The sequence below is a fragment of the Fimbriimonas ginsengisoli Gsoil 348 genome, from assembly GCF_000724625.1.
Lineage (GTDB): Bacteria > Armatimonadota > Fimbriimonadia > Fimbriimonadales > Fimbriimonadaceae > Fimbriimonas > Fimbriimonas ginsengisoli.
In genome coordinates, this window is record NZ_CP007139.1 from 1,521,272 (window position 1) to 1,533,391 (window position 12,120).

Sequence of the window (12,120 nt, forward strand, 5' to 3'; positions counted from 1 at the left end):
CCATCCTCTTGCAGGCTCGGTTGCTACATCTCCTCCTCACCTGGGTCGACGAAGGAGACTCCCTGCAAATACGAAGATGCCCCTCTAAAACCCTTCACCCCTCAAATCCCTCGTCCCGCAACCGCTTCAACGCCATAAGCTCCATGACGTGCAAGCGGTCCTTCTCGCGTTCGCTTGAGGACTTCAAGGCAATCAGGTCGTCTAGACTCGCCAGCCGAACCGGATACCCCGCAACCGTAACCACCTCGGACCGCTCCCACAGCCCGTCGAAGTTATCGACGCCCGGAAGCTGAACCACCAGATCGAGACGGCCGGCGTCCGTTTGAAAGAGCGACCACGGCCCCCGGATACATTTTTCGTCCCATACCCACGCCGCCCCCGGCGCCAGCCGCACCGGACGCGGATTCAGCGGCGCCAAAGCCTCCACCACCCGGCGACGATTTTCGGAATCGAACGAGATGGCAAGGTCGGTGTCGCCGGTGATGATGGCGCCACCGTGCAAGATCACGGCCATACCGCCGATAAGGACACATTTGAGCTCGGCTGCCGAAAGCGCCTTAAGCAGAGCGGGCAGATCGGGCGGTTCGCGTAGCATTCTGAAGTTGAATCACCCACTCCGCCAGCGATCGGTGCTTGGCCACCCGCTCGTCGAGCGACAGCTCGAGATTCGATCGCAACAACTCCAGATCGATACCATTCTCGTCTTGCACGTCACGGTATTCGTAGCCATCCCACGCCAGGAAGGGTTTGTGCGCCATGTGTCAGCTCCTATATTACGACGTCTTCGCGGCCTCGGACTTCACCATCCGCACCATTCCGGTTAAGCCCAGGCTCTTTCCCATCGAGAGCTCGCGTCCGAAGATGTCGTAAACGATCTCGTCCGGTACCGATTGAACGTCTTCAACCGGCTCGCCGGAAAGACCCTGGTCGAGGATACGCGCCAAGGCCATCGCTGAGATACCTTGGGGATTGTCGACGGCGAAGCGATACCGCTTTCCTCGAGAGAACGGCTCCGAGTCCACATACACCTCGCTCTCGCATCCCGGAACCCGCGTAGTCGGATTGCGGGGCAGCTCCTCCGGTGAGGGATTTCGGAACTCCTCGCCCAGCTCGATCAGCGCCTGGATCCGGTCGTTACGGTCGGTGAAGAACGACAGGTCCTCCAAGATCGACTTCAATTTTTCCGGCATCGGCATCGAATCTATTGTGACGCCCAGAACTTTCTATCCGCCGGACCGCTCTACCGATTGAAGTCCAACCGCAAGTGAAATGTGGCGGACAATGAGGTGCAAATGCTCAGTGCGGTGCTTTCCCTCGTCCTCGCGCAACAGGGCCGGCAGATCGAGAATCTTCCGTTCGAAATGCCCGAAGCGATCTTTCCCGGTCAGCGGGAGGTCGTCCTCGGTGTGCTGCCATATCGCGAGACGATCATGCAGTTGATATACAGCAAGGATCTCCCTTCGACCGCCGACATGAAGGGGATCAACCCGCCGGTGTGGGACGAGTATCCGCTCGGGTTCGTCAAGTGGAGCGTCAAGCCGGACAGCTTTGCCGGAAAACCGTGCATGTCGCTTCGAATGGAGGGACTCTTCGTTCCGAGCTACAACTTTAAGTTCAAAGGCGGCACCAAGCAGGTACGGACCTCGCTCGACGTGCGGGGGGTCTCCCAATGGTGGGTCACTTCCGACGGCACCATTCTTCGCCAATACGAACAGCGAATGGACAAACGCGGAATCCGATCCGCCAACTGCACATACGGCAAAGACTCGGTGACGGTGCAAGTGGACAACTACGGCGCCCGGTCCGCCACCGAGCTGTTTCCCAGCGACATGGATCAGCTCCAACTCCAGTTCAAGCCGATGATTGTCGAAGGCAAAGTCGTAATGCCGGAGAAGGAGTACCTGGTGTACGACCCATTCACGAGCGGCTTCATCAAGCGAACCGCCAAGGTCGCCGGCCGCTTCAATGGCAACTACCTTCAGCTCCCATTCGAGGGGAACCACGTCGACTTCAGCGGCCTCATTCCGGGCACCGTCAAGGCGTACATCAGCAAAGAGGGAGACCTGGTGAAGATCGATCTCCCGCACGACCGTTACTGCGTGATGAACTCCACTCCCCCCGGGAAGGAAGGGCAAAAGGTCGGCGGATGATCGGAACCCTGGTTGCTCTCGCGGCACTGTCCCAGGGACGCCAGGTCGTGGGAATCACCCCCGTCACCTTCGACGTCGCCTACCTTCCCGGCCAGCGCGAGATCGTCGTCGGGGCAAAGCCATACCGGGACACCGTTATGGCGATCCAGTACAGCGGCGAGTCGGCCCCTCTTTCCGGTGGCGGCCGCATTCAGGCCCCGGTCTGGGAGGAGCACGCGGAAGGCTACGTTCGGTGGTCGCTCCAGCCGTCCGACCTCGACGGCATCAAATGCCTCCTTCTAAAGACGGAAGGGATCACGAAGCCGAAATTCCACGGCGTTCAGGTCATGGTTCAGGCGATCCGCAACTATTGGCTAACCTCCGAAGGGCAGATCCTAAAGCAGTTCGACCTGCAGAGCGACCCGCTCGGCGCCCGCGCCGCCACTTCGATTTTTCACGAAGACTCAGTGGACATTGAGGTGACGGAGGGCAAAGACACGCGAAAAACCACCCTCTACCCCGGCGACGCGATGTCACGCATCCAATCCCAGTTCAAGCCGATGATGCAAGGGACCAAGGTCGAAATGGACGAAAAGCGATTCGCCGTCTTCAATCCGTTCCGAGGCGGCTACGACGAATACACGGTAAAGCGCAGCGGCCGCTTCGCCGGCCCCTACATGCAGATCCCATTCAAGGGCGAAAGCTTCGATATCGTCGGCCCCAAGGCCAAGCAGCGAGCGTTCGTCAGCGAAGAAGGAGACCTCGTCAAAGTCGAACTCCCCAAAAACCGCTTCCTCGTCCTAACCACCGCCCCCGCCAGCCGCGAAACCCCGTACTGGACCGTCCCCGCCAAGGGCGGTGGCTAGGCTTGCTCCTCCTAACCCAACGGCCGGCACGAACTGATGAAGTCAGTTCCTCCCGCGATAGGAAAGGATAGACACGTGGCGTCGCCCGAAGATTGGAGGCCGGAGGCTTGGCTGAGACTGATGCTGAGTAGGGAATATTTGAGGGAGAGCCAGCTAGAACAAGCCCGCTCGATTGCGGACGCAACCGGCGAGAGAGATCTCACTCCGATACTTCTCTCGCTAGGTTTCATCGGGGAGCGCGAACTGGCGCTTGCGATGTCGCTCCGGATGGGTTGCGCCTTCGCGGACCTTGAAAAGGTGCCGGTAGACTCCACGGCACTGGCGTTGATTCCTCGAGAAATCGCCCAAACCTGGCTCGCGCTGCCACTCAAGAAGGATGGTAACAACCTTTGGGTGGCGATGGCAGATCCTTCGGATCGGGAAGCGATCGAAAAGCTTCACGAGTGCTGCGGCTGCCGCATCATCCCGGTGGCCGCGGCCGCCAGTGCCATCGCCATGGCAATCACCCGAGGGTATTCGACGCCCGAAGACGGTGGGGCATCCCGATGAGACGTACTCGAAATTCTGCTCCCGAGCCGGACCACGACAACTTACGCTGGGCCGCCTGGGTGCGCCTGTTTCGGAACCTCGGATACCTAAGTGACGAGCAGATCGAAGAAGCTCGGGAGGTAGCGAAAACGACAAGGGCGAAGGACATCCGCGAAACGTTGTTGTCCATCGGCATGTTCGGGGATCGCGCATTTCTACAATCGAAAGCGCAGGAGATGGGCTACGCCTTCGCTGATTTCGACCGAATCATCCCCGATCCGGATGCGATCTCCGCGGTCCCACCCCACCTCGCCCGCGCCGGACGGGCGTTTCCACTAAAGAAGCAAGGCAACAACCTGTGGGTGGCCTTGGCCGACCCTTCCAACCTTCTGGCAATGGATGCAATCCGAGCGGCAAGCGGGCTCCGCGTGATCCCAGTTCTGGCCGTCCCCGAACAGATCGACGCTGCCATCCAACGCGAGTATCCGATTCCCGAGTGAGGCGTCAGCCGGACCGCTGGTCTCCAGACCGGCTTCACACGACCAGGATGGTCGTGATACACACGGGCTGGAAGCACCGTGCCACAGGCGAATCATGCTATAAGCGGCAAGGGACCGCCGAATGTTGATTGCCGCCTCTCTCCTCCTCGCTGCCATGACCACGTCCGATCTGCCCCCCTACCAACCGAAACCATCCCAGGGCGATTGGCTCGTCGCCACAACCTCGGAGAAGGCCGATGTCTACCGAACGCAAGACGGTCTGGCCATCTCTAACGGCCTCGTCTCCCGAATCTTCAAGTTCGCTCCGAACGCCGGAACCGTCGCCCTGAACGACCTCATGACCGGCACCGCTCTGCTGCGCGCCACCGGCCCCGAGGCGGTTCTCAACATCGACGGCAAAGACGTTCCGATCGGTGGCCTCCAAGGCCAACCAAACCGCGCCTTCCTCCTCGACGAGTGGGTGAAAGAGCTCAAGCCGATCGCCGGCGCCCTGACCTTCAAAGGTTACGAGATCGGCGTTCCGGTAGCGCGACTGCCATGGGTCCACAATCGCCCCGCCCCCAACGCTGCTTGGCCCCCTAAAGGAAAGGCGCTCACCCTCAAATACGCCAACGGCGCCATCGAAGCCGATATCCGATACGAGATCTACGACGGCATTCCGCTCATCGGCAAGCACATCAAGATCCGCAACGTGGGATCCAAGCCGTTCCATCTGACCGGCTTCGAGACCGAGCGGCTAAGCCTTGTCGAAGGCGAATCGAGCGTCGACCCCAGCGCCGAGTGGCGAAAGCCGCCTGTCACCGTCGTGACCGACTACAGCTTCGCCGGAATGGCGATGGGCGCCTCCAATCGGTGCGCCCGCTGGGAAACCGAGCCGGAGTACGGCACTCAAGTCAATTACGACCTTAAGACCCCCTGCCGGCTGGTGGTAAAGCCGCCCTTGGGTCCGGACGCGGTGGTCGCTCCCGGCCAAACCTTCGACACGTTCTGGACCTTCACCCTCGTGCACGACTCTACCGAGCGCGAGCGCCAAGGCCTCGGCGTGCGCCGGATGTACCGCACCCTCGCTCCCTGGGCTACCGAAAACCCGCTCATGCTCCACCTCACCTCCGTCGACCCGGAGGTTGTCCACCGCGCGATGGACCAAGCGGCAGACGTCGGCTTCGAGATGGTGATCTTCTCGTTCGGCAGCGGCCTGGACATGGAGGACGTCTCGCCCCCGAACATCCAAAAGTTCAAAGACTTCGCCGAGTACGCCCATAGGAAAGGGCTGCAGGTCGGCGGCTACTCCCTTCTCGCCAGCCGGCATATCGACGATGCGAACGACGTGCTGAACCCCAAAGACGGCAAGCCGGGCGGCGCGGTTTTCGGCTTTTCACCGTGCCTCGGAAGCGAGTGGGGGATCCGCTACTTTAAGCACCTGCGGACCTTCCTCACCGAGACCGGATTCGACCTCCTTGAGCACGACGGCAGCTACCCCGGCGACGTCTGCGCCTCCACCAAACATCCGGGGCATCGAGGGCTGGAAGATTCACAGTGGACCCAGTACCGCACGATCGCCGACTTCTACCACTGGTGCCGTGACCGTGGCCTCTTCCTGAACGTGCCGGACCACTACTTCCTCGCCGGCAGCAACAAAACCGGCATGGGATACCGCGAGACGAACTGGTCTCTCCCCCGCCTCCAACAGCACATCCACGCCCGCCAAAACTTGTTCGACGGAACCTGGGAGAAGACGCCGAGCATGGGCTGGATGATGACTCCCCTTGTCGAATATCAAGGGGGCGGCGCCGCCGCTACGATCGAGCCCTTAAAGGAACACCTGCAGGATTACTCGCTGCACCTCATGAACAACCTCGGCTACGGTGCGCAGGCGTGCTACCGCGGGCCGCGCCTGTACGATTCGCCCGAGACGCGCGCGATGGTCAAACGGTGGGTCGACTGGTTCAAGAAGCACCGGGCGATCCTCGAGTCCGACGTGATCCACGTCCGCCGCGCCGACGGCCGCCAACTCGACGCCGTCCTCCACGTGAACCCGTCCCTCGAGACAAAGGGCATGGCCGTAATCTACAACCCCCTCGACGGCCCACTGAAAGGCGACGTGGTCCTGCCCTTGTACTACACCGGCCTAAAGGATCGGGCAAAAATCAGCCTCGACGACGGCCCAGAAAGGCCCCGCCGCCTCGACCGCAAGTCGAAGCTAACCCTGACCGTGGAGGTTCCGGCAAAGAGTTGCGTATGGGTGACGATCCGATAACCCCGCCGTGGCACGGGCGGCTCGCCCATGGGTATCTCGGCGGCCCGCCCGAGTGAAAACCGGCGCGAACCCAAATCGTCCAACGCGGCCCAAACCATCCCTTTTGCGAGTAACTCCGGAAAAAAGATTCCTCGCCAGCCAAGCAATCAATCAGATCACTATGTTTTGGGACAATCGGCCACGCGCGGTGCGACAATAAGAGTAAGCAAGAATAGCCGGCCTGCCCGGGAGAGCTCACTATGAAATTCGTTTTGAAAACCGCCGTCCTCGCCGCCCTCATGGTCGGCCTCTTTGGCTTCGTTGGGACCGACGACCCCGCGAAGGCCTTGCAGGAGCTTCGCAAATTCTCGACCGATACGTTCACGGCGGCGCGCGCGAACGGCCCCGACGCCATCCGCGAGGCGCAAACCAAGATTCTCGCGAAGGCAAAGGAAGCGGTAAGTGGCGTCGACGCAAGCAAAGTCGAGCCGAAAGACGGATTGGTTTGGGCGCAGTTGTTCCAAGCCGCACGCCAACCTGCCGACGAGCGAGCGGCAGCCGAGCGGTTCTTGACCTCTTCGCCTTCCGCCGACGAGAAGTTCTCCGCGCAAACGATGATCGTCTCCTCCTACTATTCCGAGAAGAACGGCGACGGCATCTATAACGCAATCGAGCAGATCGAACCGGCAACTCCCACGCAAATCTCCACTGTCGTCGCCATTACCGCCGCCTACTCCGACCTGATCGCCAAAGCGAAAGGGCTCGACGCGACCATCGCGCTGCTGAACAAAGTCGAGGCGCGCCTGGACACCAAGGCAACCGACGAAAAGGCTCGCCAGGGCGCCGAAGCCGGTGTTTACAACACTGCGTCCGCCAAGATGGAACTCCTCCGAGATGCCGGTCAAACCGACCGCGCGCTTAAAGAGCTGGACGCTTCCATGCTTCGCGTCGACGAAAAGAGCCAATCCGGTAGCAGAATCAAGACCCTGCGAAACCAGCTAACCGTAGTCGGCGCCCCCGCTCCCGTACTGAATATCGAGCGTGGCTACGGCGACTTCCCCGGTCTCGACAAGATGAAAGGGAAAGTGGTCGTCCTCGACTTCTTCGCCCACTGGTGCGGCCCGTGCAAAGCCGCCTTCCCCGAGATGAAGACGATGTATGCCGACCTTCATGCAAAGGGCCTCGAAATCGTTGGTCTGACCACTTATTACGGCTACTACAAAGCCGAAAGGGGGATCACCAAAGACGCCGAATACGCCAAGATGGCCGACTTCGTGAAGGAGTTCGACCTTCCGTGGGCGGTCCAATACGGCGACCGAACGAACTTCGTCAACTACGGCGTCACCGCCATCCCTCACGTCGCCGTCATCGACAAGAAAGGTGTGGTGCGAAACATCAAAATCGGCTACGAACCCGAAAAATTCCCCGCCTTCCGATCCATGATCGAAAAGCTCCTCGCCGAAAAGTAGAACGTGGCACTGGCATCTTGCCAGTGGGTCCCAGGGGCATCCTTGCCCCTGGACCTCCACACGACCTAGAAGGTCGTGATACACACGGGCTGGAAGCCCGTGCCACCTACAGCGACCAATCCCCATAAACGGCTAATCTCAGAATCGTGACGCAGAAGGGACGTGGGCTGTTCATCGTTAGCTTCCTCGCGCCCGCGGTGCTGATTTACGGGTTCTTCGTCGTTTGGCCCCTGATTCAAGCCTTCGCATTTTCCACCTACCGTTGGCGGGGCATCTCCGCGCATAAAAAATTTGTCGGCGCGGAAAACTTCGTCAAGCTCTCGCACGACGAGGCGTTCGGAAAGGCGATCCGGAATAACCTCACCTTGCTCGTCGTCGGCGGCATCGTCATCATCGGGATCTCCGTCGCCCTCGCCCACGCCATGCAGGCGCGCGGAACGATGCCGAAGGCGCTCCGGTCGGTGATCCTGCTTCCGCAGATGATCTCGCTGGTGGTGGTGGCCATCCTCTGGACCTTCATCTTCAATCCGAACTTCGGGTTGCTCACCGCCGGCCTGAAAGCGGTCGGTTTGGGGGGCTGGGTGCACACCTGGCTTGGGGACCCGAAGACCGCGTTGCCGAGTGTAGGAATCGCCTTCGTCTGGTATGCGGTGGGGTTCTACACGATGCTTTTCGCAACTGCATTGAAGTCGCTTCCCGAAGAAGTGGGGGAAGCCGCCTCCTTGGACGGGGCGATCGGCCTGCGACGTTTTTGGCAGGTGACGTGGCCCATGCTCTGGTCCGTAAAGCGGATTGCCGTCGTCCACCTCACGATCACGGTTGTGAACGTTTTTGCGCTCGTCTTCTTGATGACCCAAGGCGGGCCCGACCGGGCCACCGAGGTTTTGCTGACCTACCTGTACGAGAGCGCGTTTAGGAACTCGCAGTTCGGCTATGCCACCGCGATCGCGGTCGTCAACTTCGTGCTGGTCATGATTCTAAGCGGATTGATCCTCGTCGCCTTCCGCCGCGACCCCCAGGAGCCGAGGAAGGTGCAGCCGTGAAGCGAATCGCCGCCCTTTTCACCGGGGTTTGCGTCCTGGTCATTCTCGTTCCGATCCTTTGGGTGCTTTTGTCTTCCCTGAAGACGGGAGACCAGATCGTCGGCCATCCCTGGTCCCTCCCCACGACTCCGCACTGGGTCAATTACGTGAACGCTTGGCAAACCGCAGGCATCGGGCGCGCCTTCGGCAACAGCCTTCTGGTGACGCTCGGCACGCTGGCGCTGCTCCTCCCTTCCGGAGCGATGGCGGCCTACGTCTTGGCGCGTTACGAGTTTCCCGGACGGGGCCTCCTGTTCGGCGGCTTTCTCGGCGGCATGATGTTTCCGCACTTCCTAGTCATCGTTCCGCTCTTCTTCTTGATGAAAAGCCTCGACCTTTTGGACACGCGGACCGGGTTGACCATCGTGTACGTCGCCTATTCGCTCTCCTTCACGGTGTTCGTACTGACCGGCTTCTTCCAAACCCTGCCCAAGGAGCTTGGCGAGGCCGCGATGATCGACGGGGCTGGCCACGCGGGGACGTTCTGGCAGGTGATGCTTCCGCTTGCCAAGCCGGGCCTCATCGTCGTGGGCATCTTCAACGCGATCGGGCTTTGGAACGAGTACGGCTTGGCCTTGGTGCTTATCCCCAGCGCCGCCAATCAAACCCTGCCGCTAGGAATCGCGAACCTGACGATGACGCAGCAATACCAGAGCGACTGGGGCGCCCTGTTCGCGGGCTTAGTCATCGTCATGCTCCCCGTCGTGATCGTCTACGCCATCTTCCGAGACCGCATTCACGAGACGATGCTGGCCGGCGCCGTAAAGGGCTAAACCCCGGAGCGCGGACGTCCCGCCCGCCCTTCAGACCCCGGGCGTCTCGCCCGAACCGGGTGTACGGTGTAGACCGGGAGCTAACACAGCGCGGTCGCGCCCGGACCTCGGGGCGTCTCGCCCGTCCCACTTGCGGTAAAATGGAAGCTTAACCGGACCGGAGCCACATCGGCGTGAAGCGCGGGCCATCTTTAAGGCAGCAAAATGAGAGTTCTTATTGCGGACGACGATCCCATTATCCGACTGGATCTCAAGCAGATGCTTGAGAACCTAGGATACGACGTGGTCGCGGAGGCCGGCGACGGCCAGCAGGCCGTCGATCTTGCACGCGAAACCAATCCAGACGTGTGCATCCTGGATGTGAAGATGCCGGTGATGGATGGCATCGAAGCGGTGAACATTATCACCGACGAAAACATCGCGCCCACCATTCTTCTTACGGCTTACTCCGACCGGGAGTTGGTCGACCGCGCAAAGGCGGCCGGCGTTTTCGCATACCTCGTGAAGCCGTTCAAGCCGAGCGACCTCCCTCCATCCATCGAGGTGGCGCGGAGCCGGTTTGAGCAGAACATGCACCTGAACAACGAGGTCACCACCCTTCAGGAGCGGCTCGAGGCGCGAAAATTGGTTGACCGGGCGAAGGGAATCCTCATGGACGAGCACAAGCTCAACGAGTCAGAGGCCTACCGGCGAATCCAGATCCAGTCGATGAACCTCCGCAAGACGATGCGCGAAGTCGCCGAAGCGATCATCCTCGCCAAATCGGTCTAAAGAGACCCATCCAAATGGCAAAGAGGGCTCGGGCGTTTCCGCTCGAGCCCTCTTTGCCATTTAGTCAACCAACCCCGGTGATCTTTGCGACCAATTTGGAAGGGACTTTGTCGTACGTTTTGTACACCCCCCTCACCAGTGTACAAAACGTACAAGGAACGAGGAGGCTCCGCCTTTGCCGGTTAAGGGTTGTTCGAGGACTGCGAACTAGCGCTCCGCGGACTCGCGTGACTTCCCGGCGTCCCGTCTCCCCCGCCATCGCCGCCGCATCCCACGAGAGAGAGGACCAGACCTAGACAAATAAAACACAGTGCCTTCGAGCGAATTTTCATTTGCATCATCACCTCCGGCCCCCCGTTCGCCTCGCTGCCCTTTTGACAAGGAACCAGGCAAAGAAGGCGGCCTTCCGGGCGGTTCGACTTTGCCCGGCCCCGATGGGTTCGATAATCCGGCCTTTGAAGGCGTCAATATTTTCGCCCACGTTGTGACTCGGTAGCGGCTGGAAGCGTTCCTGCGAAGCGGGCGATGTGGTGCGATAATTGGCCATGCAGGAAATCCTTTGGGCGCCTTGGCGGCTGCAATATATCGAGAAGCCTTCGGTCCCCGGGGGTACGGGCGACATCTTCCTGGACCTTCCCGCCGCCGGCGACGACAAGAAAAACCTGATCCTCTACCGAGGAACCACCGGGTTCGTGATGATGAACGCCTTTCCCTACACCAACGGCCATCTCCTGATCGCCCCATTCCGGCAGGTCGCCGAGATCGACGGGCTCAACGAGGCCGAACTCTGCGAAATCAACATGCTGCTCGCAAAGTGCGTCCGTTGGGTCCGCGCCGCCTACAACCCGGATGGGTTTAACGTGGGGGTCAACATGGGTTCGGCGGCGGGGGCCGGAATCCCGGTCCATATCCACTGGCACGTGGTGCCGCGATGGGCGGGTGACACGAACTTCATGACCTCGGTAGGGGAGGTGCGAGTGATGCCGCAAACGCTCGAAGACAGCTATGCTCGTTTGGCCGAGGTGATCGCGCGTGACGTTTGAAGAGCTCCGCGCCGAAGCTCAAGGGTGCCTTGCCTGCAACCTGTCGAGCCGACGGACCAACGTCGTCTTCGGTGAAGGAAACATCCTATCCCCCCTCGTCCTCATCGGCGAGGGGCCTGGCGACACCGAAGACAAGACGGGGCGTCCCTTCGTCGGTAAGGCCGGGCAACTGCTGGACAAAGCGCTGGCCGAGGCCGGAATCGAACGCTCCTCCGTCTACATCACCAATACCGTGAAGTGCCGGGCTGCGGATTGGAGCACCGGCCGCCCTATGAACCGAGCGCCGACCGAGGAGGAAACCTTGGCCTGCCGTCGTTGGCTAGTCCCGCAACTCGGCCTTATCAAGCCGAAGGTGATCCTCTGCATCGGCGCGCCCAGCGCGAAGAACCTGATCAAGAAGAACTTCATGATCACCAAGGAGCGCGGCCAGTACTTCCCCTCCGAGTTTGCCAAGACGGCAATCGCTACCCTGCACCCCGCCTATATCCTGCGCCAGCAGAATATTTCCGGCGACGGCGGCTTCTCTCTTCTGGTCGCCGACATTCAAAAGGCTTGGGAAGCCGCCCAGCGACTGGTGGAGAAAGACGCTATGGGCAAAGCCGATAAGATGGTGATCGAGGCGGAGGAGCAAGGCACCTTGTTTTGAGCGTGCCCAGCAGAAGTTAGGGCATTGTGTCCAAGTTTCGGACGAGCGGCAAACAGTCGAAGGCTCCACTTCTCAAC

General features: G+C 60.6%; 14 protein-coding genes. 11 read left to right on the top strand and 3 right to left on the bottom strand.

Going from position 1 to position 12,120, the window contains the following annotated elements:
* Window positions 1-94 precede the first annotated feature (94 nt).
* From OP10G_RS06975 to OP10G_RS06985, 3 genes are read right to left on the bottom strand one after another with little or no spacing between them, the layout of a single operon-like run.
* Entirely contained in the window at window positions 95-595 is a 501-nt protein-coding gene (locus OP10G_RS06975; protein ID WP_038472709.1) for a hypothetical protein, read from the bottom strand.
* Entirely contained in the window at window positions 558-758 is a 201-nt protein-coding gene (locus OP10G_RS06980) for a hypothetical protein (RefSeq protein ID WP_025226606.1), read from the bottom strand. Before OP10G_RS06980 ends, OP10G_RS06975 begins: the two co-directional genes overlap by 38 nt.
* A 15-nt stretch (window positions 759-773) precedes the next feature.
* Window positions 774-1,190, bottom strand: coding sequence for a SufE family protein (locus tag OP10G_RS06985; protein ID WP_158409163.1), 417 nt, complete (start codon window positions 1,188-1,190; stop codon window positions 774-776).
* A gap of 102 nt (window positions 1,191-1,292) precedes the next feature.
* Between OP10G_RS06985 and OP10G_RS06990 the strand changes: the two genes are divergently transcribed.
* The 11 genes from OP10G_RS06990 to OP10G_RS07045 all read left to right on the top strand — a co-directional run bounded on the left by OP10G_RS06990 (window position 1,293) and on the right by OP10G_RS07045 (window position 12,043).
* Window positions 1,293-2,150 carry a hypothetical protein gene (locus OP10G_RS06990; RefSeq protein WP_025226604.1) on the top strand — a complete coding sequence of 286 codons (858 nt, stop codon included), beginning with the start codon at window positions 1,293-1,295 and terminating at the stop codon, window positions 2,148-2,150.
* Window positions 2,147-2,995, top strand: coding sequence for a hypothetical protein (locus OP10G_RS06995; RefSeq protein WP_025226603.1), 849 nt, complete (start codon window positions 2,147-2,149; stop codon window positions 2,993-2,995). The genes OP10G_RS06990 and OP10G_RS06995 overlap by 4 nt, the downstream gene beginning before the upstream one ends.
* A gap of 120 nt (window positions 2,996-3,115) precedes the next feature.
* On the top strand, window positions 3,116-3,544 hold the full coding sequence (locus tag OP10G_RS07000) for a GspE/PulE/PilB domain-containing protein (RefSeq protein ID WP_038472713.1): 429 nt from the start codon (window positions 3,116-3,118) through the stop codon (window positions 3,542-3,544).
* Window positions 3,541-4,023 (top strand): GspE/PulE/PilB domain-containing protein, encoded by a 483-nt coding sequence (locus tag OP10G_RS07005; RefSeq protein ID WP_025226601.1) that lies wholly within the window; start codon window positions 3,541-3,543, stop codon window positions 4,021-4,023. The genes OP10G_RS07000 and OP10G_RS07005 overlap by 4 nt, the downstream gene beginning before the upstream one ends.
* Window positions 4,024-4,144: 121 nt before the next feature.
* Window positions 4,145-6,280: an alpha-amylase family protein gene (locus OP10G_RS07010; protein WP_052547601.1), complete on the top strand. Its 2,136-nt coding sequence runs from the start codon at window positions 4,145-4,147 to the stop codon at window positions 6,278-6,280.
* 251 nt (window positions 6,281-6,531) lie between these two features.
* Window positions 6,532-7,728 (top strand): TlpA family protein disulfide reductase, encoded by a 1,197-nt coding sequence (locus OP10G_RS07015; protein WP_227625077.1) that lies wholly within the window; start codon window positions 6,532-6,534, stop codon window positions 7,726-7,728.
* A 146-nt stretch (window positions 7,729-7,874) separates the two neighbouring features.
* Window positions 7,875-8,771 (top strand): carbohydrate ABC transporter permease, encoded by an 897-nt coding sequence (locus OP10G_RS07020; protein WP_025226599.1) that lies wholly within the window; start codon window positions 7,875-7,877, stop codon window positions 8,769-8,771.
* Complete coding sequence (locus tag OP10G_RS07025) at window positions 8,768-9,583, top strand: carbohydrate ABC transporter permease (protein WP_025226598.1); 816 nt, start codon at window positions 8,768-8,770, stop codon at window positions 9,581-9,583. Before OP10G_RS07020 ends, OP10G_RS07025 begins: the two co-directional genes overlap by 4 nt.
* A gap of 204 nt (window positions 9,584-9,787) precedes the next feature.
* Window positions 9,788-10,354 carry an ANTAR domain-containing response regulator gene (locus tag OP10G_RS07030; protein ID WP_025226597.1) on the top strand — a complete coding sequence of 189 codons (567 nt, stop codon included), beginning with the start codon at window positions 9,788-9,790 and terminating at the stop codon, window positions 10,352-10,354.
* Window positions 10,355-10,899: 545 nt separating this feature from the next.
* Complete coding sequence (locus OP10G_RS07040) at window positions 10,900-11,397, top strand: HIT family protein (RefSeq protein WP_025226595.1); 498 nt, start codon at window positions 10,900-10,902, stop codon at window positions 11,395-11,397.
* Entirely contained in the window at window positions 11,387-12,043 is a 657-nt protein-coding gene (locus tag OP10G_RS07045; RefSeq protein WP_025226594.1) for a uracil-DNA glycosylase, read from the top strand. Before OP10G_RS07040 ends, OP10G_RS07045 begins: the two co-directional genes overlap by 11 nt.
* Window positions 12,044-12,120 lie beyond the last annotated feature (77 nt).

Coding starts and splice junctions, on each gene's coding strand:
- OP10G_RS06975 (WP_038472709.1), bottom strand. CDS start 595: ATGCTACGCGAACCGCCCGATCTGCCCGCTCTGCTTAAGGCGCTTTCG.
- OP10G_RS06995 (WP_025226603.1), top strand. CDS start 2,147: ATGATCGGAACCCTGGTTGCTCTCGCGGCACTGTCCCAGGGACGCCAG.
- OP10G_RS07010 (WP_052547601.1), top strand. CDS start 4,145: ATGTTGATTGCCGCCTCTCTCCTCCTCGCTGCCATGACCACGTCCGAT.
- OP10G_RS07030 (WP_025226597.1), top strand. CDS start 9,788: ATGAGAGTTCTTATTGCGGACGACGATCCCATTATCCGACTGGATCTC.
- OP10G_RS06985 (WP_158409163.1), bottom strand. CDS start 1,190: ATGCCGGAAAAATTGAAGTCGATCTTGGAGGACCTGTCGTTCTTCACC.
- OP10G_RS07040 (WP_025226595.1), top strand. CDS start 10,900: ATGCAGGAAATCCTTTGGGCGCCTTGGCGGCTGCAATATATCGAGAAG.
- OP10G_RS07005 (WP_025226601.1), top strand. CDS start 3,541: ATGAGACGTACTCGAAATTCTGCTCCCGAGCCGGACCACGACAACTTA.
- OP10G_RS06990 (WP_025226604.1), top strand. CDS start 1,293: ATGCTCAGTGCGGTGCTTTCCCTCGTCCTCGCGCAACAGGGCCGGCAG.
- OP10G_RS06980 (WP_025226606.1), bottom strand. CDS start 758: ATGGCGCACAAACCCTTCCTGGCGTGGGATGGCTACGAATACCGTGAC.
- OP10G_RS07000 (WP_038472713.1), top strand. CDS start 3,116: ATGCTGAGTAGGGAATATTTGAGGGAGAGCCAGCTAGAACAAGCCCGC.